At 62.9% G+C, this 22,471-nt stretch carries 18 protein-coding genes; 8 read left to right on the top strand and 10 right to left on the bottom strand.

The genetic code is table 11. The features are described 5' to 3' along the window. Nucleotides 1-10 precede the first annotated feature (10 nt). The 4 genes from ACWGXF_RS02195 to hemA all read right to left on the bottom strand — a co-directional run bounded on the left by ACWGXF_RS02195 (nucleotide 11) and on the right by hemA (nucleotide 5,121). The gene (locus ACWGXF_RS02195) at nucleotides 11-544 is read right to left on the bottom strand and encodes an SUKH-3 domain-containing protein (protein ID WP_452101661.1); all 534 of its coding nucleotides are present in this window, start codon (nucleotides 542-544) and stop codon (nucleotides 11-13) included. Nucleotides 545-553: 9 nt separating this feature from the next. After that, nucleotides 554-2,530 (bottom strand): PEP/pyruvate-binding domain-containing protein, encoded by a 1,977-nt coding sequence (locus ACWGXF_RS02190; RefSeq protein ID WP_256629794.1) that lies wholly within the window; start codon nucleotides 2,528-2,530, stop codon nucleotides 554-556. Nucleotides 2,531-2,610: 80 nt separating this feature from the next. After that, on the bottom strand, nucleotides 2,611-3,690 hold the full coding sequence (gene prfA, locus ACWGXF_RS02185) for a peptide chain release factor 1 (protein WP_003058512.1): 1,080 nt from the start codon (nucleotides 3,688-3,690) through the stop codon (nucleotides 2,611-2,613). A 126-nt stretch (nucleotides 3,691-3,816) separates the two neighbouring features. Then, complete coding sequence (hemA, locus tag ACWGXF_RS02180) at nucleotides 3,817-5,121, bottom strand: glutamyl-tRNA reductase (RefSeq protein ID WP_039049621.1); 1,305 nt, start codon at nucleotides 5,119-5,121, stop codon at nucleotides 3,817-3,819. Between the two features lie 72 nt (nucleotides 5,122-5,193). Here hemA and ACWGXF_RS02175 point away from each other — a divergent pair, with 72 nt between their 5' ends. Next, nucleotides 5,194-5,469, top strand: a complete 276-nt coding sequence (locus ACWGXF_RS02175) for a hypothetical protein (RefSeq protein WP_003065972.1) — start codon at nucleotides 5,194-5,196, stop codon at nucleotides 5,467-5,469. Nucleotides 5,470-5,558: 89 nt separating this feature from the next. On the opposite strand, the gene ACWGXF_RS02170 is transcribed toward ACWGXF_RS02175, so the two are convergent. Then, nucleotides 5,559-6,464 carry a LysR substrate-binding domain-containing protein gene (locus tag ACWGXF_RS02170; protein WP_012837116.1) on the bottom strand — a complete coding sequence of 302 codons (906 nt, stop codon included), beginning with the start codon at nucleotides 6,462-6,464 and terminating at the stop codon, nucleotides 5,559-5,561. Between the two features lie 158 nt (nucleotides 6,465-6,622). On the opposite strand from ACWGXF_RS02170, the gene ACWGXF_RS02165 reads away from it, so the two are divergent. From ACWGXF_RS02165 to ACWGXF_RS02150, 4 genes are all read left to right on the top strand, one after another. Beyond that, nucleotides 6,623-7,612 (top strand): tripartite tricarboxylate transporter substrate binding protein BugE, encoded by a 990-nt coding sequence (locus ACWGXF_RS02165; RefSeq protein ID WP_003058506.1) that lies wholly within the window; start codon nucleotides 6,623-6,625, stop codon nucleotides 7,610-7,612. 11 nt (nucleotides 7,613-7,623) lie between these two features. After that, nucleotides 7,624-8,517 carry an N-formylglutamate amidohydrolase gene (locus ACWGXF_RS02160; protein WP_452101660.1) on the top strand — a complete coding sequence of 298 codons (894 nt, stop codon included), beginning with the start codon at nucleotides 7,624-7,626 and terminating at the stop codon, nucleotides 8,515-8,517. A gap of 190 nt (nucleotides 8,518-8,707) precedes the next feature. After that, on the top strand, nucleotides 8,708-10,336 hold the full coding sequence (locus ACWGXF_RS02155) for a tetratricopeptide repeat protein (protein ID WP_452101659.1): 1,629 nt from the start codon (nucleotides 8,708-8,710) through the stop codon (nucleotides 10,334-10,336). 183 nt (nucleotides 10,337-10,519) lie between these two features. Further along, nucleotides 10,520-11,503 (top strand): Bug family tripartite tricarboxylate transporter substrate binding protein, encoded by a 984-nt coding sequence (locus tag ACWGXF_RS02150; protein WP_232096867.1) that lies wholly within the window; start codon nucleotides 10,520-10,522, stop codon nucleotides 11,501-11,503. 201 nt (nucleotides 11,504-11,704) lie between these two features. Here the strand turns inward: ACWGXF_RS02150 and ugpQ are convergent, their stop codons facing one another. The 5 genes from ugpQ to ugpB form a co-directional block, all read right to left on the bottom strand. Then, entirely contained in the window at nucleotides 11,705-12,481 is a 777-nt protein-coding gene (ugpQ, locus tag ACWGXF_RS02145) for a glycerophosphodiester phosphodiesterase (RefSeq protein WP_039049626.1), read from the bottom strand. 198 nt (nucleotides 12,482-12,679) lie between these two features. Beyond that, nucleotides 12,680-13,687, bottom strand: coding sequence for a sn-glycerol-3-phosphate import ATP-binding protein UgpC (locus tag ACWGXF_RS02140; protein WP_003065985.1), 1,008 nt, complete (start codon nucleotides 13,685-13,687; stop codon nucleotides 12,680-12,682). Nucleotides 13,688-13,752: 65 nt separating this feature from the next. Continuing rightward, a complete protein-coding gene (gene ugpE, locus ACWGXF_RS02135; protein WP_003065986.1) occupies nucleotides 13,753-14,601 on the bottom strand; it encodes a sn-glycerol-3-phosphate ABC transporter permease UgpE in 849 nt (282 codons plus the stop codon). A gap of 2 nt (nucleotides 14,602-14,603) precedes the next feature. Further along, on the bottom strand, nucleotides 14,604-15,485 hold the full coding sequence (gene ugpA, locus ACWGXF_RS02130; protein WP_003065988.1) for a sn-glycerol-3-phosphate ABC transporter permease UgpA: 882 nt from the start codon (nucleotides 15,483-15,485) through the stop codon (nucleotides 14,604-14,606). Nucleotides 15,486-15,607: 122 nt separating this feature from the next. Beyond that, complete coding sequence (ugpB, locus tag ACWGXF_RS02125; RefSeq protein WP_003065990.1) at nucleotides 15,608-16,921, bottom strand: sn-glycerol-3-phosphate ABC transporter substrate-binding protein UgpB; 1,314 nt, start codon at nucleotides 16,919-16,921, stop codon at nucleotides 15,608-15,610. A 503-nt stretch (nucleotides 16,922-17,424) separates the two neighbouring features. Here ugpB and ACWGXF_RS02120 point away from each other — a divergent pair. The 3 genes from ACWGXF_RS02120 (at nucleotide 17,425) to ACWGXF_RS02110 (ending at nucleotide 22,385) form a co-directional block, all read left to right on the top strand. Continuing rightward, nucleotides 17,425-21,342 carry a DUF3683 domain-containing protein gene (locus ACWGXF_RS02120; protein ID WP_034357568.1) on the top strand — a complete coding sequence of 1,306 codons (3,918 nt, stop codon included), beginning with the start codon at nucleotides 17,425-17,427 and terminating at the stop codon, nucleotides 21,340-21,342. Between the two features lie 111 nt (nucleotides 21,343-21,453). Further along, on the top strand, nucleotides 21,454-21,891 hold the full coding sequence (locus ACWGXF_RS02115) for an HIT family protein (RefSeq protein WP_034389225.1): 438 nt from the start codon (nucleotides 21,454-21,456) through the stop codon (nucleotides 21,889-21,891). A gap of 74 nt (nucleotides 21,892-21,965) precedes the next feature. Then, entirely contained in the window at nucleotides 21,966-22,385 is a 420-nt protein-coding gene (locus tag ACWGXF_RS02110; RefSeq protein WP_003065996.1) for a gamma-butyrobetaine hydroxylase-like domain-containing protein, read from the top strand. The last annotated feature ends 86 nt before the right edge of the window (nucleotides 22,386-22,471 follow it).

Below are 22,471 nucleotides of genomic sequence, written 5' to 3'. Positions count from 1 at the left end.
CTTCTGAAATTCAGCAAGGGTATATCTCGGGGTCGCCCGCCTTGTAGAGCGTGCCGTACAGCTGGGTCGACGACCGGCCGGGCTCCAGCATGGGGCGCGAACGTATTCCCAGCAACAGATGCTCCAGCGCCTGCTGAATATTCTCGCCCTCGAAGCTCATGCCTACAAAGGACCAGGAAAAGCAGCGTCCATCGCCCGCCATCAGCAACTGGCCGTGGGAGTGGTGAACTTCGGCAACTGCCATCAGCCTGGTGTTCAGGCGCTGTTCCCAGGAGAGCAGGGCGTCGTCTGCATCTTCCCCGGTGAAATACGCTTCGAGCCAGTCAAACTCTATATCGCTGCTGGCGCATTCCCGTCCCTTGCCCACCTGGCCTATGTGCAAGCCCGCAAGGTTCTGCAGCGCAGCCACGGCGGGGTGGCAGGCCAGAGCGGGCTGTTGGTCCAGAGCGCTCCGGATAAGCGCGGGTATGGCGACTTCTCGCTGCGGGGTCCAGCCCCGGGCTTGCAGCAGCTCGATGACGACAGGTGACTCGAAATTCAGCATGGCGGATTCTTAACGTCCGGGCGCCGAGATGAAGGGACGCGACTGCAGGATGATGAGTTGATCGCCCTGCACGGCCCACTCGATGTCCTGGTCCTTGCCGCCAAAGCGTTGCTTGATGCTGGCTCCTGCGCGGGCCAGTCGCTGCACCAGTGCGTCGCTGAGCACGGCGCGGCCGGCAGTCACGGCCACTTCGCGCACGCCGCCCCTGGTGTCCAGCTGCAGCGCCACATCGTCCTGGGAACGGTTGAGCACCTGCACGGCCTTGCTGCGGCTGGAGTAGAGGATTTGCTCCGCGACCCGCTTGCCCTCGACCACGCGGATGCCTATGCCGCGCTTGGCGGCGATATAGCTCATGTGGCGGTGCGAGGCATCGAAGGGGTCGCGGGTGATCATCACGCCAGAGGCGGAGGAGTCCACGGCTTTTTGCACAAACACCGACATCATCAGCTGCGCATCGTCGATGCCCGCTGCCTGTCTGGCTTCCCAGGCCTCGAAGTTGTAGATCGAGGCCCAGACCTTGCGCACGGCGGCGACCAGGTCCGTCTCGCTGCGCACATTGGGCACGGTGGTGTAGAGGCCTGCTCCGCTGAAGTTGGGCAGGTCCTCGGAGCTGGAAGAGCTGCGTACGAACACGCCCTGGCTGCCCAACTGGCCGGACCAGCGCTGTGCCCAGCCATCGGCCGCGGCCGGGCTGACGGGCCATTGCTCGATTTCGGCCTGCAGCGCGGACAGGGCCTGCCTTCGGATACCGGCATCCGTCGCGAAGCCGGGCTGTTGGCTCATGCGGGCAATGCGCTCGGCCAGGCCGTTGGAGCGCATGAAGTCGGCATAGGCGGCAAACGGAATGCAAAAGCCATCGGGCACGCTGACGTCCGCGAGGCGGGCGGACTGGATCTCGCCCAGATTGGCGGCCTTGGCACCGCAGCGGCGGCGGTCCGCGCTGCGCAGAGCGGCCAGAGGCACCAGTTCGCTGCGACGCAGATCGGGCTGCAGCAAGACCTTGCGGCCCTTGGCCGGCGGTTGCTGGGCCTGCTTTTCGGCGCTCTGTTGTTCGGCAGCCGTGGCGGCGCGCAGCGCAAAGCCGGCGGGCTGCACGTCGATATGCACCCAGCGGCCGTTGAAGTCCGCGTATTGCTCGGCGGCTTTTTGCACATAGGCATTGGGTATGCCCCAGCCGCGCGCCAGCAGATTGACATGGGACAGCACCGTGGAGGGGCGCTCCGTCACCACGCCGGCCACGGGCGGCAGGCTGATGGGTACTTCACGCAACAGCACGATGTCCCTGGGCTGGAGGTCATTCACGGCTTCGGCCTGATTCAGGATGCGCAGCCGGCCCACGGCCTGGCCCTGGTTCAGCGGCAGATAGGTCTGGGCTCCCAGCAACTGGGCCTGGGTGACCGCTGCAACACCGGCCTGCTGGGCCACGGCTTCCTGCTGCGTGGAGTTGGCCTTGAAGCGCACAGGGGCGAAGAAGCCGGTTTTCAGCGCGGCCGCCGTGGTCTGCAGCAGCTCGGGCGTGAGCTGGTCGCCTTCCCAGAACTCGTAGCTGTAGTCCTTGAGCACGGGCTGCCAGCTCAGCGTGCCGAGAATGAAGCGACGGCCCGGCTCGCGGTAATTGCGGTTGAGCTCTGGCTTGCCGCCCTGTAGCAGGCTTTTGGCGCGCAGAAAATCTTCGTGAAACGCGTAACGCGGCGTGTTGATGAAATGCAGCGGTGCGCTCTTGCTGTGACGGTCGATCACAAACAGCACATGGGGCATGGCGCTGGCCGGGTCGAAGATGCGGGCCACGCGATCGAAATCGGCGCGGCTGGTCAGGGCCGGCAGGCTGGCAGGAGCGTTGCGGTTGCCGCTGGCGTCGACCGGGCGCCCCGCACCCGAGTCATAGGCCGATGGCTTGCGCAAGGCCTGAGCCTGGGCGGCGGTCGATGTGAACAACAGGCCGGATAGCAGAGCAGAAACCAGAACCGGCAAAAAGCGCTGTGTCATCTTGAAATTGTTCCCATTTCTGGCGAAGCGTTCGAACGGACCCGGCTCGAGCCGGCTGCAGCCTGCCGGTGCCTGCAGACTCAGGAAGCTGCCAGCTCCGCCAGCAACTCGGCCTCGCGTGCATGTTGCAGGGCCTGGATCACATCGCCCAGATCGCCTTCCATCACGGCCAGCAGCTTGTACAGCGTGAGGTTGATGCGGTGGTCGGTGAGGCGGCCCTGGGGAAAGTTGTAGGTGCGGATGCGGTCGCTGCGGTCGCCCGAGCCGATCAGGCCCTTGCGCATGGCCGCTTCCTTGGCGGCCCGCTCGCTGCGTTCCTTTTCCTGGATGCGGGCCTGCAGCACCTGCAGGGCCTTGGCCTTGTTGCTGTGCTGGCTGCGGCCGTCCTGGCATTCGGCCACGATGCCCGTGGGCAGGTGGACCACGCGCACGGCGGAGTCGGTCTTGTTGATGTGCTGGCCGCCGGCACCGCTGGCGCGAAAGGTGTCGATGCGCAGATCGGCGGGATTGAGCGTGATGGCCTCGGCCTCGTCGGGCTCGGGCATCACGGCCACGGTGCAGGCGCTGGTGTGGATGCGTCCCTGGGTTTCGGTGGCGGGCACACGCTGCACGCGGTGGCCGCCCGACTCGAAGCGCAGCGCGCCGTACACATTGTCGCCCTCGATGCGCAGCACCACTTCCTTGTAGCCGCCGATTTCGTTTTCGCTGGCGCTCATCACCTCCACCTTCCAGCCCACATTGGCGGCGTAGCGGGTGTACATGCGGGTCAGGTCGCCGGCAAACAGGGCCGATTCGTCGCCGCCCGTGCCGGCGCGGATTTCGACAAAGGCGGGGCGGGCATCGTCGGGGTCCTTGGGCAGCAGCAGGCGCTGCAGTTCGTCCTCGAGCTTGATCAGCTCGGCCTCGCCGCTGCCGATCTCTTCCTGAGCCATTTCGGCCATGTCGGGGTCGTCCAGCATTTCACGCGCGGCGGCGATGTCGGCTTCGGTCTGCAGGTAGCGCGTGTAGCGGCTGGCAATCGCCGTCACATCGGCATGTTCGCGCGAGATGGTGCGGTACTGCTTCATGTCGCCCATGATGTCTTCGCGCGAGAGCAGAAAATCCAGCTCCTGCAGGCGTTGGGCATAGCGTTCGAGCTGGTTGCGCAAAAAGTCTTGCATAGGGGGTACCGAGGGCTTGGGAAAGGTGAAGGGGCTCACCTTTGTGGAGTCAGGGAAGAGGGCGGGCAGGCCACGGTCGGGCCTTGCGCTGCGCGAGGACGGCAGCGACCAAGCGGGCGAGCGTCGCTAAAGCTTGCTGGGGTTGCGGCTGGCGCGCAGGAACAGGCGGGAGACGGTGTCCGCCGTCTGGGCGCGCTCTGCGGCGTCGCCCTTGTGCAGCTCGGCCATGGTGCCGTGCAGCATTTTCTGTGTGAGGCCGCGCGAGAGCGCTTCCAGCACGGTATCGATGTCTTCGCCCTTGGCCAGCAGCTTTTTGGCACGGGCAATTTCCAGCGCACGCCATTCGTCGGCCTGGGCATTGACCTGCTGGATCAGCGAGACCGCGCCACCCACGGGATTGCGCTGGTCCATCCACTGCATAAAGCTCTGCACGCCGGTGTCGATGATGACTTCGGCCTGTTGCACGGCGGCCTGGCGCTGGGCCTGACCGGTACGCACGACGGTTGCCAGATCGTCCACGGTATAGAGGTAGACGTCGTTGAGGTCTTTGACCTCGGATTCGATATCGCGCGGCACGGCCAGATCGACCATGAAGATGGGGCGGCGCTTGCGCTTCTTGAGGGCCGACTCCACGGCACCCAGGCCGATGATGGGCAGGGTGGATGCCGTGCAGCTGATGATGGCGTCGTACTCGTGCAGATGCTCGGGCAGGTCGGCCAGACGCATGGTGCCGGCGCCGAACTGGGCGGCGAGCTTTTCGCCGCGCTCCATGGTGCGGTTGGCGATGGTGATCTGCCTGGGGTTGCGGGCAGCGAAGTGGGTGGAGACCAGCTCGATCATCTCGCCCGCGCCCACGAAGAGCACGCGAATCTTGCTGAGGTCTTCGAACAGCTGGCCGGCCAGGCGTACGGCAGCGGCAGCCATGGAGATGCTGTGCGCACCGATCTCGGTGGAGCTGCGCACTTCCTTGGCCACGGCAAAGCTGCGCTGGAACAACTGGTTGAGCGTGGTGCCCAGGGCACCCGCAGTCTCGGCCGCGCGCACGGCGTTCTTCATCTGGCCGAGGATCTGCGCCTCGCCCAGCACCATGGAGTCCAGCCCCGAGGCCACGCGGAAGGCGTGGCGGGCGACCGAGCCATCCTGCAGCAGATACGAGTGCTGGCGCAGCAATTCAGGCGCCACGCCGCCGCTGTTGGCCAGCCAGTGCATGGTGTGATCCATGGCGGGGGCGTCGGCAGCGCAGTAGATCTCGGTGCGGTTGCAGGTGGAGAGGATGGCGGTTTCCACGGCGCTGTGAGCCCGGCCAGCGTGGGACAGAGATGCGCGCAGGCCTTGCAGCGTCGGCGCGATCTGATCGAGCGCGAACGCAAAACGGCCCCGCATATCGAGCGGAGCCGTGTGGTGATTGATACCTAAAGCCCAGACTGCCATAACAGGGGATTATAAAATTTAGTACCGAATTGGGCACCCCCCGGGCTCAAAGCCTTGGAATCGATTGTTGCCATGGATTTTGTTGCGAGCGTTAATCATTTACTCAACTTCCTCGCCCCTGCGTTTTTTCTCGCTCTGGGCCTGGCAATCTGTGCTCGCTTTTTAAAGCAAAACAAGGCTGGAGCCCAATCCTTTATTGCACAGGTAGCTATTAATTTCATATTGGGTGTAGCGGTTTTGCTGCTCAGTCTCTGGCTGTTTTCACGCGACGGCAAGATGCTCGCTTATGCCGCACTGGTCTGCACAAGTGCCTGCTGCCAGTGGGTGCTTTCCAGAGCCTGGCGCTGATTGGCGTACCGGCCGGAAAGCTGTTTTGCGTGAAATCTTGATCTGACTCAAGAGAGCCTGTTGTATTCGCGCCAGTGTCCGGCCAGGCCTCAGTCGCTGACGGCCCTGGGCTCGGCCTGCTCCAGTATCCAGCTGCGAAACTGCTTCAAGGCCTCCGTGGGGGGGCGGTTGCCTTGCTGGCACAGAAAGTAGCCGCGCTCGATATGCACCGGCGCATTCAGTGCCAGAGCCACGCGTCCCGAGGCCAGATCTTCTTCCACCAGGCAGCGCTGTACCATGGCCACCCCCATGCCCGCGGCCACGGCCTGCACCAGCAGGGCCACGGTCTCGAAGTCCGCAACCGGGGCGGGGCAGGACTGGCTCATGCCCCGGGCCTGCATCCAGCTGGCCCAGTTGCCAGGGTAGTTGGTGTGAAACAGCAGCGGGCGGTTCAGCAGATCCTGCTCGCTGCGGATGGGGTTCGGTCCCTGCAGCTCGCGCGGGTGGCAGATGGGAATGAGGTCGCGGCCGATCACATACTCGGCCTCCACGCCTGCCGGCCAGTGCTGGCTGCCGACGCGAATCCAGGCATCGATCTCCGGCGCATTGAGCGGATCGTCGCGCCGGTAGGGCGCGAAGGAAAGCATGATTTGCGGATAACGGCGGTTGAAGTCGGGCAGGCGCGGAATCAGCCAGTGGCTGAACAGCGTGGGAATGACCGACAGGCGCAACTGCGGCCCGTGGCGGCGCCTGCGGGCGGCGGCCGACGCGGCCTCTATCGCCATCACGGCGGGCTCTATCGCCTGCAGATAGTCCTGTCCAGCCGCAGTGAGCGCGTTGCGTCTGCCCAGGCGCTCGAACAGGGCAAAGCCCAGATGTTCCTCAAGCCTGGCAATGGCCCGGCTGATGCCGCCCTGCGTCACATACAGCTCCTGCGCAGCGAGCGAGTAACTGCCCAGGCGGGCGGCCGCGGCAAAGGCGTGAAGTTCGGAGAGGGATGGAGAGTGCATGCGCATGAGGGTTTGGATTATGACGGCTGGTAATACTTGCGTGCCGTCTTGTCGCTTTTCGCCATGCGGCCTGGGGCACAGAATGAAACAAAGGTCGGAGCGTCCGGTGAAATGCTCTGAACCGGCCCATAACCAGTCTTTCAAGAGATCCAAGGAGAAGCCGCATGGCCATTCGTCGTACCGTTCTGTCGTCCATTGCCGCCTGCGCAGCGGCAGCCGCGCTGTCCCCTGCGTTCGCTGCCAATGCCGCAGCGGACTACCCCAATCGCCCCATCCGCCTGATCGTGCCCTTTGGAGCCGGTGGCTCCACCGACATGGTGGCGCGCTTGCTGGCCGACAAGATGGGCCAGATACTGGGCAAGGCCGTGGTGGTGGATAACCGCGGCGGAGCCGGCGGCTCCATCGGCGCTTCGGAAATCGCCAAGGCCGCTCCCGACGGCTACACCATCGGCATGGCCACGGTGTCCACCCATGGCTCCAACCCGGCCATCTTCCGCAAGCTTCCCTATGACGCGATCAAGGACTTTGCTCCCATCACCAATGTGATGAGCGTGCCCAGCGTCTTCGTCGTGAACGCCAGCGTGCCTGCCAAGACCATGAAGGAATTCATCGCGCTGGCCAAGGCCAACCCCGACAAGTACACCTTTGCCTCGCCGGGCACGGGTTCCCTGGGTCATGCCAATATCGAGAACTTCATGAATCTGGCGGGCATTCAGTTGCTGCACATTCCCTACAAGGGGGCGGGCCAGGCGATTACCGATGCGCTGGGCGGGCAGGTCAATGCCATGACGGACAACCTGCCCTCGACCCTGCCGCATATCAAGGCCGGCCAGCTGCGTCCCCTGGCCGTCCTGGCCCTCAAGCGCAGCGATGTGCTGCCCGATGTGCCCACCTATACCGAGCTGGGCTACCCCCAGATGGGCGACGGCGGCTGGTTTGGCCTGGTGGCGCCTGCGGGCACACCCAAGCCGATCATCGACAAGCTCAATGCTGCGGCGCACAAGGTCATGGCTTCGCCCGACTATCTGGAAAAGCAGAAGTCCATCTCCGGCGAGTCCATGGGCAACACGCCCGAGCAGTTTGCCAAGCAGATCAAGACTGCGATCGAGCGTTACACGGCCGTGGCCAAGCGCGCCAATATCAAGCTGGACTGATGAAGGCTTCAATGTCTGTGCCTGATTTTCTGCAAGCCAGACCGGCCGAGCCGGTGCTGGTGCACCCGGCCCGGGGCGAGGTTCTGCCCATAGTCTGCGACTCGCCGCACAGCGGCACGGCCTACCCCGAGGACTTCGGCACCGTCGTGCTCATGAGTCTGCTGCGTCGCGGCGAGGACACGCATGTGGCCGCGCTCTGGGACCGCTGGCCCGAGTTCGGAGCTACATTGCTGGAAGCGACTTTTCCGCGCACCTATGTCGACCCCAATCGCAACGAGTCCGACCTGGACCCTGCGCAGATCGAGGGCGAGTGGCCGGTGCCGCTGTCGCCCAGCATCAAGACTCAGCAGGGGCTGGGCCTGATCTGGCAGCGCATCAGCAAGGCCGGCGTGGCCACTTCTTTGTATGAGCGCAAGCGCACCGTGGCCGAAGTGCAGCACCGTATCGAGCGCTACTGGCGCCCCTATCACGCGGCGCTGGCGCAGGCCATCGACGACAGCGTGGCGCGCTTCGGGGCCGTGTGGCACCTGAATCTGCACTCCATGCCCAACGATGTGTACCAGCGACTGGGGCGCAGCGATGCGCCGCCGCTGGCCGACTTCGTGCTGGGCGACCGCGACGGCACGACCTGTGCGCCCGAGTTCATCCATCTGGTGGGCGATACGCTCAAGGGCTTTGGCTACAGCGTGGCCTATAACGAGCCCTACAAGGGCGTGGAGTTGATCGGGCGCATAGGCCAGCCGCAGCTCAATCGCCACTCCATGCAGATCGAGATCCGTCGCCCCGTCTATATGGATGAGGACACGCGCGAACCGAATGCCGGCTTCGAGCCGCTGCGCACGCATTTTGCCGAGCTCATGCAGGTGCTGGCGAACTATGTGCGCCAGCAGATGACCAGAGGCTGAAACCTGTTCATCGCTCCAGGCCCGGCGTTGCCGGGCTTTTTCATGTCACGGTCAAATGTCAAAAAAACTGTGGCGAGGATGCCGCGATTGAGGGATTCCTTATCGAAGCTGCTATCAGAATCAGTTACGCTCGCAGGTTGGTGTCATCGTATGTCTGATGTAACAACAAGCGTCTAGGAATCGTACCGGAATGAAGTTCACTCCCATCGCAGCGCTGGTCATGTCGAGTCTGGCGGCCTTTGCCCAGAGCGCATCCGCGCAAACCGGTGCGGAAGGTCGCATGAATTTTTTGCGCGATTCCAGAGCCGCCACATCGGGCCCCCAGTTTGAATTCAGCCGTCTGCAATACGGCCCGCTGCCGATTGCCGGCACACGCGTGGCCTCCACGGCCGGTCCGCTGCAGGCTGCCGAGCGCGGCGATGCCAAGGCGCAGAACCAGCTGGGCGAAATGTATGTGCACGGCCAGGGCGTGCCCCAGAATGCCGCCACGGCTGCGCAATGGTTCCGCAAGGCCGCAGCTCAGGGACATGCGGGTGCCCAGAACAGCCTGGGGGCGCTGTATGCCAACGGCCAGGGCCTGCCGCAGAACTATCGCGAGGCTGCCCAGTGGTATGGCCGCGCGGCGCAGCAGAGCAATGCCGTGGCCCAGTACAACCTGTCCCACCTCTATCAGGAAGGTCTGGGCGTGCCCCAGAGCTTCAGCACCGCAGCCCAGTGGCTGGAAAAATCTGCCGCTCAAGGCCATGTGACGGCCCAGTTCGAGCTGGGCCAGCGCTACCTCAAGGGCAATGGCGTGGCCGTGAACTACATGACGGCTGCCGACTGGTTCAAGAAAGCGGCCGATCAAGGCCATGCGGAAGCGCAGAACCAGCTGGGCTCCATGCTGTCCGACGGCGTGGGCGTGAAGCTGGACCCCGTGCAGGCCGCTCAGTGGCTGCAGCGCGCTGCCGAGCAGGGCGATGCCAGGGCCCAGAACAGCCTGGGCCGCATGTATATGGATGGCGTGGGTGTCCCGCGCGACTACAAGCTGGCGGCTTCCTGGTTCCAGAAGAGCGCCGAGCAATGGAATGCCGACGGCCAGAACCATCTGGGTCGTCTGTATCTCTACGGTCTGGGTGTGGAGCAAAGCCCTGCCTATGCGGCGCAATGGTTCCAGCGCGCGGCTGACCAAAATCATGCCGATGCCCAGTACAACCTGGGCACCATCTATGCCGAAGGCCTGGGCACGCCCCAGAACTACGGCACGGCTCTGCAGTGGTATCAGAAGGCGGCCGAGCAAGGCCATGCTGCCGCCATCAACAACGTGGGTACGCTGTACGCCGAAGGCCGTGGCGTTGCGCAGAACTATGCGACGGCCATGCAGTGGTTCCGCCGCGCGGCCGACAAGGGCGATGCCTTGGCCCAGTTCAACCTGGCGCGTCTGTATGCCGATGGCCAGGGCAGTGCCGCCAGCCCCGCTCAGGCGATGAAGTGGTATGCCGCGGCAGCCGAGCAAGGCCATTCCGGTGCGCAGAACCGCCTGGGCGTGATGTACGCCGAAGGCCAGGGCGCTGCGCGCGACTACGGCAAGGCCGTGCAGTGGTATCAGCGTGCGGCCGAGCAGGGCGATGCCGCTGCCCAGTACAACCTGGGCATGGTCTATGCACAGGGTCAGGGCGTGCCGCGTGACAATGCCAGGGCCTACTTCTGGTACAACCTGGCGGCCATGGAGCTGGGCGGCGATGCCGCCAAGCGCCGCGATGAAGCGGCCAACAAGCTCAGCATTGCCCAGGTAGCCGAGCAGCAGAACAAGGCGCTGGCCTGGCAACCCAAGCGCTGATTGCCGCTTTGCACTCAGGCACCCAAGCGCTTCCCTCGAGAAGCGCTTTTTTATGCCGGCCGGCTCTCGCCATGGTTCAAATCATGGCTCGAATGCAGCGATCCAGCACAGGCTGGCTGCCAGATCAGCCTGCCCGGACAGCGCTTTGTGCGGCCGGTGATTTCTAAAACCAAGGAGACAACAATGAACAAGACTTCAATGAACATACTGGCCGGCCTGATGGCTGGTGCAGGCCTGCTTTTGTCCGCGGGCGCACAGGCTCAGGACGCCTTTCCCACCAAGCCGATTCGCATCGTGCTGGGCTTTCCCGCCGGCGGCCCGCTGGACCAGCATGCCCGTCTGCTGACCGACAAGCTGCAAGGCGTGCTCGGTCAGCCGCTGGTGGTGGATTACAAGCCCGGAGCGGGCGGCTCGGTGGGGGCGCAGGACGTGATGCGCTCGCCCGCCGACGGCTACACGCTGATGCTGGCCAATACCGGCGTGATGGTCATCAACCCTGCGCTCTACAGCAAGCTGCCCTACAACACGCTCAAGGATTTCACGCCGATTGCCCGCACCGCCATGCAGCCGCTGGCGCTGCTGGTCAACAACAAGGTGCCGGCCAAGACGCTGACCGAGTTCACGAGCTATGCCAAGGCCAACCCCGGCAAGATCAACTTCGGCTCGGCCGGCAACGGCGGCATCAGCCATCTGGTGCCCGAGATGTTCAAGAGCGCCGCAGGCGTGGATCTGGTGCACATTCCCTACAAGGGCAGTGCGCCTGCGTTCACCGATCTGATCGGCGGCCAGGTGCAGTTCATGGCCGAGAGCATTCCTCAGGCTGCGGCCTATCACAAGCAGGGCAAGGTGCGCGCTCTGGCCGTGACCAGCAAGGAGCGCAACCCCGCGCTGCCCGAGGTGCCGACCGCCATCGAGTCCGGCCTCAAGGGCTTCGAGGTGGTGGGCTTCTATGGCTTCCTCGCGCCTGCCGGTCTGCCCAAGGAGGTGACGGCCAAGCTGAGCAATGCCTTCCAGCAGGTGATGAACATGCCCGACGTGAAGAGCCGCATGGTGGAGCAGGGCGCCGATCCGGCCTTCCTCGGCTCTGAAGCCTTCGGCAAGTTCCTGGCCGGCGAGACGCCGCGCTGGGCGGCAGCCGTCAAGGCCTCGGGCACGAAACTGGATTGACACCCCCTGAGGCGCTTGCGCGGCTGCCCTGATTTGTCAGTGCCAGTATTGGAGGTGGTGAACGCAAAAAAGCCCGGTCACTTTGGGTGGCCGGGCTTTTGTTTTGCTATGGGTATCGAAGCTGTTTGCGCTTGATTTGAAAGGAATCCAGCATTGATTGATGCTGAAATTCAAGGTAGATCTGCGTAAGCAGCTACTGATTTACAGCTGATCGCCTGTCTGCGCGGGGCTGAACATATCCACGCGGTCGGTGATGATGCCGTCCGTGCCCAGGTCGATCAGGCGTTGTGCGGCCCATTGGTCGTTGACGGTGTAGCTGCTGCAGTAGAGGCCTGCGCCATGCACCTTGGTCACCAGCTCGGGTGTCCACAGCGCATGGTTGAGCACCATGGCGCTGCAGTCCAGCTCCAGGGCCAGCTTCAGGTCGGCGTCGCCGCTGGCGTCGGCCAGCTTGTCCACCAGCAGGCCGCGCGGAATATGGGCTGCGGTCTCGCGGGCGCCCTTGAGCGATTCGGACTTGAACGAGGTGAACAGCGGCTGTACCTCGGTTTGCGGCCAGATGCGCTGCATCAGCTCGCCGCAGGCGCGGCCGGTTTCCAGTTCCTGGCCCGGGGTCGGCTTGATTTCCACATTCAGGTGCAGATGGTTGGCCAGGCACCAGCGTGCCAGGGCCTCCAGCGTGGGCAGGGCTTCGCCCGCATAGGCGCGCGAGTGCCAGCTGCCGGCGTCGAGCTGGGCGATCTCTCCCATGCTCAGTGCGCCGCCAATGCCGTGGCCGTTGGTGGTGCGTTCCAGCGTGGCGTCATGCATCAGAAACAGCACGCCGTCCTGGCTGAGCTTGGCATCGCATTCAAAAAAGCGGTAGCCATGTTGCGCGCCCAGACGGAAGGCGCTCATGGTGTTCTCAGGTGCCAGCTTGCCGGCGCCGCGGTGGGCCACCCAGCGGGGATAGGGCCAGGGTTTCAAAGCAGTAGTCATGATCAATCCAACAAAGGTTTGCGGCTCAACACTTTTCTGCGAGTTTGGCGCTGCGCCTGGAGCAGGCAGCATTCAAACAGGAGATACCGAGGAAGGGCCTGGGCCGGCCGCGCCGCCCCGCACCGAGGGTGTCGTCCCCCTCCGGCGTTCGCGCCAGAGAGGGGGAAGCGGCGAAGCCGCTCAGGGGGGTATTTCGATTTATACGCGTTTGCCGGTTTCGGCGTTGAACCAGTGCAGGCGGTCTTCGCGTGCCGAGATGCGGGCCGTTTCACCGGGCTTGGGATAGGGCTTGCCTTCTTCCACGCGCACGGTGACGTCTTCGTCGCCCACCTTGCCGTAGAGCAGGCGTTCGGCGCCCAGCAGTTCCACGGTCTGGACCTTGAACTCCACGCCGCCGGCTTCCACCAGGTCGATATGCTCGGGACGGATGCCCAGGATCATGCCGGGCTTGCCGTTGGGCGAGTGCTTGAGCAGGTTCATGGGAGGAGAGCCGATGAAACCAGCCACAAAGGTGGAGGCGGGCGTGTGATAGACCTCTTCGGGCGTGCCGAACTGCTCCACATTGCCGCCGTTCATCACCACCATGCGCTGGGCCAGGGTCATGGCCTCGACCTGGTCATGGGTCACGAACAGGCTGGTGATGCCCAGCTCGGCGTGCAGCTTCTGGATTTCCAGGCGGGTCTGGCCGCGCAGCTTGGCGTCCAGATTGGACAGGGGTTCGTCGAACAGAAAGACCTGGGGCTGGCGCACGATGGCGCGGCCCATGGCCACGCGCTGGCGCTGGCCGCCGGAGAGCTGGCGCGGCTTGCGGTCCAGCAGATGGCTCAGCTCCAGAATCTTGGCAGCCTTGTCCACGCGGCGCTTGATCTCGTCCTCGGGCACCTTGGCGAGCTTCAGGCCGTAGGCCATGTTCTCGTAGTTGCTCATATGGGGGTAGAGCGCGTAGTTCTGGAACACCATGGCGATATTGCGCTTGGCGGGCTCCAGGTCGTTGACCTTGTTGCTGCCGATCAGCAGGTCGCCGTCGGTGATTTCTTCGAGGCCGGCGATCATGCGCAGCAGGGTGGACTTGCCGCAGCCCGAGGGGCCGACCAGCACGATGAATTCGCCGTCGTTGATTTCGACGTTGATGCCGTGAATGACGGGCACGGCGGACTTGCCGGAGCCGTAGCGCTTGACGATGTTCTTCAGGGAGATGGATGCCATGAGAGGTATTCCAGGTATTCGTTCAATGGGTCAAAAGAAGGTGGTGGAGGCAGTGGGGGCGAGCTTTATTTCTCGGTATCCACCAGGCCTTTGACAAACCACTTTTGCATCAGCATCACCACGGCTGTCGGGGGCAGCATGGCCAGAATGGCGGTCGCCATCACAATGTTCCAGTCCACGGCGGCTTCACCGCCGGCCAGCATGCGCTTGATGCCGATCACCACGGGGTACATGTCTTCCGAGGTGGTCATCAGCAGCGGCCACAGGTACTGGTTCCAGCCGTAGATGAACTGGATCACGAACAGCGCGGCAATCGAGGTCTTGGACAAGGGCACCAGGATGTCCTTGAAAAAGCGCATGGCGCCGGCGCCGTCGATGCGCGCGGCCTCCACCAGCTCGTCCGGCACGGTCAGGAAGAACTGACGAAACAGGAAGGTGGCGGTTGCCGAGGCAATCAGGGGAAGGGTCAGGCCGGCGTAGCTGTTGAGCATGCCCAGCTCGGCCACGACCTTGTAGGTGGGCAGGATACGCACTTCCACGGGCAGCATCAGCGTCAGGAAAATCGCCCAGAAGCAGACCATCTTGAACGGGAAGCGGAAGTAGACGATGGCAAAGGCCGACAGCAGCGAGATGGCGATCTTGCCCACGGTGATGACCATGGCCACGACAAAGCTCACCCACATCATCTGCACGACATTGGTGTTGGAGCCGAGCTTGCCCGAACCGAGCAGGGCTTCGCGGTAGTTTTCCCACATATGCGAGCCGGGCAGCAGCGGCATGGGGGACTGCACGATGGCGTCCGCCGTATGGGTGGATGCGACCAGCGCCAGATACAGCGGAAAGGCCACGATGGCCACACCCAGCAGCAGCACGGCGTGGGAGATGAAGGCAAGCCAGGGATTACGATCGACCATGATCAGTACTGCACTTTCTTTTCAACATAGCGGAACTGGATCACAGTCAGCACGACAACAATCAGCATCAGGATCACGGACTGGGCTGCGGAGCCGCCCAGGTCCAGCGCCTTGAAGCCGTCCTGGTAGACCTTGTAGACCAGAATCGATGTGGACTGGCCGGGGCCGCCCTGCGTGGCTGCATCAATGATGCCGAAGGTGTCGAAGAAGGCGTAGACGACGTTGATCACCAGCAGGAAGAAGGTGGTGGGCGAGAGCAGCGGCAGCTGGATGTTCCAGAAGCGGCGCCATGGGCCGGCACCGTCGATGGATGCGGCTTCGATCAGTGCCTTGGGGATGGACTGCAGCCCGGCGAGGAAGAACAGGAAGTTGTAGGAAATCTGTTTCCACACCGAGGTGATGACGATCAGGGCCATGGCCTGGTTTTCGTTCATCAGATGGTTCCATTCATAGCCCAGCTTGCCCATGTAATGGGTCACCACACCGATGGAGGGCGAGAACATGAAGACCCACAGCACGCCTGCGATCACGGGAGCCACTGCGTAGGGGATGATCAGCAAGGTCTTGTAGACCATGGCAAAGCGGATGATGCGATCCGCAAAGATGGCCAGAGCCAGCGAAACGGCAATGCCGACGCCGGCCACCAGCACGGAGAACAGTGCTGTGCGCTTGAAGGAATTCAGATAGGTGGGGTCGGCGAACAACTGGCGGAAGTTGTCCAGGCCAACCCATTCGGTACTCATGCCGAACGCGTCTTCCATCTGGAATGACTGGAGCACAGCCTGACCGGCGGGCCAGAAGAAGAAGATGCCGATGATCAGTAGCTGGGGGGCGATCAGCACCCAGGGAAGCCACTTGGATCGGAAAAGAACGCGTTTTTCCATGAGGAGTTACAAATAAAAAAACCGCCGGAGCCTGGGTGCAGTCAACGGGGTATTTGGGGGTGCAGAGCCTTGTTTGAAGGCCCCGCAGGCCTTGGCGGCACCCTTGCGGGTGCCTGGAGGGTTTACTGTTTGTAGGAGCGCTCGAAGCGAGCCAGCAGTTCGTTGCCGCGGCTCACGATGGAGTCCAGCGCCTGCTTGCCGGTCTTCTTGCCAGCCCACACCTGTTCGAGTTCTTCGTCCTCGATGGTACGGATCTGCACGTAGTTGCCCAGACGGATGCCGCGCGAGTTGTCGGTCACCTTGCGGATCATCTGCGTCACGGCGGTGTCGGTGCCGGGGTGCTTGGCGTAGAAACCGGACTTTTCGGTCAGGTCATAGGCCGCCATGGTCACGGGCAGGTAGCCGGTGCGCTGGTGCGAAGCGGCCTGCACCTTGGTCTGCGACAGGAACTCGAAGAACTTGGCCACGCCCTTGTACTCTTCGGCCTTCTTGCCTGCCATGACCCACAGCGAAGCGCCGCCGATCACGGTGTTCTGGGGAGCGCCCTTGACATCGGGATAGTAGGGCAGGGGAGCCAGGGCGTAGTTGAACTTGGCGTTCTTGGCCACATCGCCGTAGAAGCCGGACGAAGTCTGGATCATGGCGCATTCACCGGCGGTGAACGAAGCCTGGGAAGTGGAGGCGCGGCCCTTGTAGACAAACTCGCCGGCCTTGGCTGCTGCGGCCAGGTTGTCGATGTGCTTGACGTGCAGAGGCGAGTTGATCTTCATGCGCGCCTTGTAGCCGTTGGCGCTCAGACCGTTGTGCTCGGTGGCGAATTCCACGTTGTGCCAGGTGGAGAAGGACTCCAGCTGGGTCCAGCCTTGCCATGCCAGGGTCATGGGGCAGCTGTGGCCGCTTTCCTTGAGCTTCTTGGCGGCAGCAAAGACTTCGGGCCAGGTCTTGGGGGCGACGTCGGGGTTCAGGCCGGCCTTCTTGAAGGCGTCCTTGTTGTAGTAGAAGATGGTTGTCGAGCTGTTGAAGGGGAAGCTCAGCATCTGGCCGTTGGGGGCCGTGTAGTAACCGGCCACGGCGGGGATATAGGCCTTGGGATCGAAAGCGACGCCGGCGTCATGCATCACCTTGCCCACGGGCACGGTCGCACCCTTGGAAGCCATCATGGTGGCGGTACCCACTTCAAACACCTGCAGGATGTGAGGGGCGTTGCCCGAGCGGAAGGCTGCAATCGCGGCCGTCATGGATTCGTCGTACACGCCCTTGAACGTGGGCACGACCTTGTAATCCTTCTGGCTTTCGTTGAACTGCTTGGCCAGGTCATTGACCCACTCGTTATTCACGGCAGTCATCGAGTGCCACCATTGGATTTCGGTGACGGCTTGTGCCGAGAAAGTAGTAGCGGCGACGGCGGCGGCCATGGCCAGTTGCTTGAATTGCATGAAGGCTCCTCTAACGATCGTTGACGAAATATGCGGTGATGCACACTAAGTCATCCGTATGACATATGGATGTCATTGTTTGCATGGGCAACGCGCCGCACCATGGGCAGAACCCGCAGTCACAAGCCTTTGTATGACGATCCGGTGACATTTGATGGTGCGCGAAGCTGCGCCATTCTAGGTCAACGGCATTTCGTTTGTTGTTGGTAGTCTTTCGTATTGAGTTGTTTTTGATTCGGAAATGTATGATTTTTGTCTAAATAGCCTATGAAAGATTCATCTACCCTTTGGCTGCGTGCAGCGGTGAACGGGTTCGCAGCGCCTTTGTGCACTGTCATTCAGCGAATCGCCGGGGAAATGCCGGTGGGGCTTGCTGCTTTGGCGATAGCAGGGCTGGCCACTCAGAACCCATAGCAAAGCATGGCTGAGCCGCCGTCGCTTAAAATCGTCATCCCACTGGCTTAGGGGCGCCACACAGAGGGCGCCCGACACGGTCTACCCCCATGAATGTACCGATTGCGTTGGCTGCCGCCCTCCAGGCCCAGGCTGCCGAACCCGCACGACTGCGCGAGATTCCCTATAACTACACATCGTTCTCTGACCGTGAGATTGTGATTCGTCTGTTGGGCTCATCCATGTGGGATGTGCTCAATCAGCTGCGTCAGGAACGCCGTACCGGCCGATCCGCCCGCATGCTCTACGAAGTGCTGGGGGATATCTGGGTTGTGCAGCGCAATCCCTATCTTCAGGACGACCTGATCCACAACCCCGACCGCCGCAAGTCGCTGGTCGAGGCGCTGGAGCATCGCCTGGCCGAGATCGACAAGCGCCGCGAGCCCAACGAGGATGCGCTGCGCGATCAGCTGGTGGGTCAGCTGGTGGAAGCGGCCCACCGCGCCGTGCATGAATTCAACGCCACTTTTGTCGAGGCCGAGCAACTGCGCCGCCGCGCGCAGAAGACGCTGCGTCGCTATACCGCCAAGGACAACATCAAGTTCGACGGTCTGTCGCGCGTGGCCCATGTGACCGATGCGACCGACTGGCGCGTCGAATACCCGTTTGTCGTGCTGACGCCCGATACCGAAGCCGAGATGGCCGGTCTGGTCAAGGGCTGCATCGAACTCGGTCTGACCATCATTCCGCGAGGAGGCGGTACCGGATACACGGGTGGTGCCATACCTTTGACCTGGCGCTCGGTGGTCATCAACACCGAGAAGCTGGAAGCGCTGACCGAAGTCGAGATGCGCATGATTCCCGGCGTGGATCACGAAGTTCCCACCATCTACTCCGAAGCCGGTGTGGTGACCCAGCGTGTGGCCGATGCGGCCGAGCGCGGCGGCTTTGTGTTCGCCGTGGACCCGACCTCCATCGAGGCCTCCTGCATAGGCGGCAATATCGCCATGAACGCGGGCGGCAAAAAGGCTGTGCTCTGGGGTACTGCCCTGGACAATCTGGTGTCCTGGCGCATGGTCACACCCGATGCGCAGTGGCTGGAGGTCACACGCCTGGATCACAACCTCGGCAAGATCCATGATGCCGAGATGGCCTGTTTCGAGCTGAAGTACTTCGAGGCGGACGGCAAGACCCATGTGCGCACCGAGCGCCTGGACATCCCCGGTCACACCTTCCGCAAGGAAGGCCTGGGCAAGGACGTGACCGACAAATTCCTCTCGGGCCTGCCCGGCATCCAGAAGGAAGGCACGGACGGCCTGATCACCAGCGCGCGCTGGGTTGTGCACCGCATGCCGGCGCATACGCGTACCGTTTGCATGGAATTCTTCGGCAATGCCAAGGATGCCGTGCCCTCCATCGTCGAGATCAAGGACTATATGTTCGCCGAGCAAAAGCGCTCGGGCGTGCTGCTGGCCGGCCTTGAACACCTGGACGACCGCTACCTCAAGGCCGTGGGCTACGCGACCAAGAGCAAGAAGGGCAACGGCCGTCTGCCCAAGATGGTGCTGCTGGGCGATATCGCCGGTGACGATGCCGACGAAGTGGCCCGCGTGGCTGCCGAGGTGGTGCGCATCGCCAATTCTCGCAACGGCGAGGGCTTTACCGCCGTCAGCGCCGAGGCGCGCAAGAAATTCTGGCTGGACCGCAAGCGCACGGCAGCGATCTCGCGCCACACCAACGCCTTCAAGATCAACGAAGACGTGGTGATTCCTCTGCCGCGCATGGCCGAGTACACCGATGGCATCGAGCGCATCAATATCGAGCTGTCGCTGCGCAACAAGCTCAAGCTCTGCGACGAGCTGAGCGGCTTCTTCAAGCACTCCGATCTGCCCCTGGGTAAGAGCGACGATGCCGGCGACATCCCCAGTGCCGAACTGCTGGAAGACCGCGTGCAGCAGGCCCTGGCGCTGGTGGCCGAGGTGCGCGAGCTCTGGCAGGGCTGGCTGGACGGCGTGGCCACGCTGTTCCCCGAGCTGCAGGATCACCGCCTGCGTGCGAGCTGGAAGACCCAGCTCAAGGAGCCGCTGTCCAAGATTTTCGCGGGCGCTGCCTTCCAGCCGCTGCGCGAGTCCGTCAACGAGATTCACCAGACGGTGCTCAAGGGCCGTGTCTGGGTGGCCCTGCACATGCACGCCGGCGACGGCAATGTGCACACCAACATCCCCGTCAACTCCGATGACTATGAAATGCTGCAGACCGCGCACGAAGCCGTGGCCCGCATCATGGAGCTGGCGCGCAGTCTGGACGGCGTGATCTCGGGCGAGCACGGCATCGGCATCACCAAGCTGGAATTCCTCTCGGATGCCGAGCTGGCTCCGTTTGCCGATTACAAGAAGCGTGTGGACCCCGAAGGCCGCTTCAACAAGGGCAAGCTGATCCGCAACGAAGAGTGGGATGCCCTGGCGCACCAGAGTCACGACGGTCGCTCGCCGCGCGAGTCGCTGATGTTTGCCGATCTGACCAATGCCTACACGCCCAGTTTCGGCCTGATGGGTTATGAATCCATCATCATGCAGCAGTCGGACATCGGCGCCATCGCCAACTCCGTCAAGGACTGTCTGCGCTGCGGCAAGTGCAAGCCCGTGTGCGCCACCCATGTGCCGCGCGCCAATCTGCTGTACTCGCCGCGCAACAAGATCCTGGCTACCTCGCTGCTGGTGGAGGCCTTCCTCTACGAAGAGCAGACACGCCGTGGCGTCTCCATCAAGCACTGGCAGGAATTCGAAGACGTGGCCGACCACTGCACGGTCTGTCACAAGTGCTTCAACCCCTGCCCGGTCAAGATCGACTTTGGCGACGTGACCATGAATATGCGCAATCTGCTGCGCAAGATGGACAAAAAGAGCTTCCGTCCCGGCAACAAGCTGGCCATGGCCATGCTCAATGCCACCAACCCCGACACCATCAAGTTCATGCGCACGGCCATGGTGGGCGTGGGCTTCAAGGCCCAGCGCCTGGCGGCCGACGTGCTGGGGGCTGTCGCCAAGAAGCAGACCGCACATCCGCCCGCATCCGTGGGCACGGCTCCCATCAAGGAGCAGGTGATTCACTTCATCAACAAGAAGCTGCCCGGCGGTCTGCCGACCAAGACGGCGCGCGCCTTGCTGGATATCGAAGACAAGGATTACGTGCCCATCATCCGCGACCCGCAGGCCACCAAGTCGGATACCGAGGCAGTGTTCTACTTCCCCGGCTGCGGCTCGGAGCGCCTGTTCAGTCAGGTGGGTCTGGCCACGCAGGCCATGCTCTGGCATGCCGGCGTGCAGACCGTGCTGCCGCCCGGTTATCTGTGCTGCGGCTATCCCCAGCGCGGTTCGGGTCAGTTCGACAAGGCCGAGAAGATGATCACGGACAACCGTGTGCTCTTCCACCGTGTGGCGACCACGCTCAACTATCTGGACATCAAGACCGTGGTGGTGAGCTGCGGTACCTGCTATGACCAGTTGCAAGGCTACCAGTTCGACAAGATCTTCCCCGGCTGCCGCATCATCGACATCCACGAATATCTGCTCGAAAAGGGCATCACGCTGCAGAACAAGGGTGCTTACCTGTACCACGACCCCTGCCATACGCCCATGAAGCAGCAGGACCCGATGAAGACCGTCAAGGCCTTGATGGGCGACAACGTGCTCAAGAGCGAGCGCTGCTGCGGCGAATCCGGCACGCTGGGGGTGACGCGTCCCGATATCTCCACGCAGATCCGTTTCCGCAAGACCGAGGAGATCCGCAAGGGCGAGGCCGCGCTGCGCGACAACGGTCAGCTCGGCGCCCAGGACAACGTCAAGATCCTGACCAGCTGCCCCAGCTGCCTGCAAGGCCTGAGCCGCTATGGCAACGATCTGAACAATGGTCTGCTCGAAGCCGACTACATCGTGGTCGAGATGGCGCGCGACATTCTGGGCGAGAACTGGATGGCCGAGTATGTCAATCGCGCCAACCAGGGCGGTATCGAGCGTGTGCTGGTGTGATGCCCCCTGAGTCGCTCCGCGCCTTCCCCAAGGGAGGCCGGGGCGGTCCTGCCTCGGTGTCTCCGGCCTTTGCTGGGGTCACATCGAGAAGCATTGCAATGGAGATTTCAGATGCTGGTTGAAAATTGTCCTCTGTGTGCAACCGATGGCGGCGCATTGATCTGGAGCGGTGAGAAGCTGCGCGTGATCCGCGCAGCGGAAGCTGGCTTTCCGGCCTTCTATCGCGTGGTCTGGAATGAGCATGCGGCCGAGTTCTCGGATTTGAGCGCGGCGGATCGCATTGTCTGCATGGATGCCGTGGCCCTGGTGGAGCGTGTGCTGCGCGAGCAACTGGCTCCGACCAAGATCAACCTGGCGGCTCTCGGTAATATGGTGGCGCATCTGCACTGGCATGTGATTGCGCGCTATGACTGGGACAGCCACTTTCCCGCTTCCGTCTGGGCTGCGGCCCAGCGCGAGCGCAATGAAGAGCGCGAAGCCGAGATCGCACGCCAGCTGCCTCAGGTGGATGAAGTGCTGCAAAAGGCGTTGGCCCTCTGGGCCGCGTGATGTTTTTCATCTCCGTCGGGAGATTCAAAGGGCAGCTTGAGGCTGCCCTTTTATGCATTGATTAGGAGAGAACCATGGCAGGACTGCAAGCCAATACTCCCACCCCCCAGTCATTGACCGTGCATGGCGCATCGCGCGTGCTGGAGGTTTCTTATTCGGACGGCAAGACTTTCCGCATCCCGTTCGAGTTGCTGCGCGTGTACTCGCCCTCGGCCGAGGTGCAAGGCCATGGCCCGGGCCAGGAAGTGCTGCAGACCGGCAAGCGCGATGTGGGCATCAACACCATAGAGCCGGTCGGCAACTACGCCATCAAGCCCTTCTTCAGCGATGGGCACGAAAGCGGTCTGTACACCTGGGAATACCTCTACCAGCTGGGCAGCCAGCAGGATGCTCTGTGGCAGCAATATCTGCAGCGCCTTGAAGAGGCCGGGATGGAGCGCGACACGCCCATGCCCGAGAAGGGCGCCGGCGGTCATGGCTGCAGCGTGCATTGAGCTTTGACTCCCAGGGGCTTGCATGTCGGCTCAAAAGCCGGCAGCAACGTCCCGTACACGCCACATAGCCCATGCGTACGGTACAG

Source organism: Comamonas sp. HJ-2 (genome assembly GCF_053615495.1).
This window is presented reverse-complemented; position numbering and strand designations above follow the sequence as displayed.